This window comes from Enterobacter sp. BIDMC 29 (assembly GCF_019378755.1).
GTDB lineage: Bacteria > Pseudomonadota > Gammaproteobacteria > Enterobacterales > Enterobacteriaceae > Enterobacter > Enterobacter ludwigii.
Map to the genome: position 1 here is coordinate 1,873,441 of NZ_CP080000.1, position 411 is coordinate 1,873,851.

Sequence of the window (411 nt, forward strand, 5' to 3'; positions counted from 1 at the left end):
CACGGATCCACCCACCCCAGCGCATTCGGCGCATACTGGTAAAGGTTTATCCCCCCCGCCAGCCCTATCGGGACCTGCTGCTCGCTTTCCCGCAGCAGCYTGCCCCAGGCGCTGTTCACCCCTTCCCAGCGCACCTGCCCTACGCTATCCGTCATCCGCTCCGGCGTGCCGTTCGGCTGACAGTGAAACCAGAAGATCTCCGGTGCTTCCACGCCATCAATACGCGCCAGCGGATCGTAGCTGTCCTGAYCGCTGTAGACAMAGGTCAGCGGCACGTCCCCGTGCACTTCCTGCAGCAGRCGGAACCCTTCCCAGACAAACCGGRTGCTGACCGGCTTGCCGGTTGGCTGTCCGCCCAGCATCTGGCGTYGCGTTTTGCTGATGCGKCGWCCGAGYGGATCGTAGCGGAAG

General features: G+C 64.2%; 1 protein-coding gene. It reads right to left on the bottom strand.

Translation table 11 applies throughout. From position 1 onward, the window contains the following. A partial coding sequence (locus JTA15_RS21755) for an RHS domain-containing protein (protein ID WP_255580225.1) occupies positions 1 to 411 on the bottom strand: 411 nt, incomplete at both ends.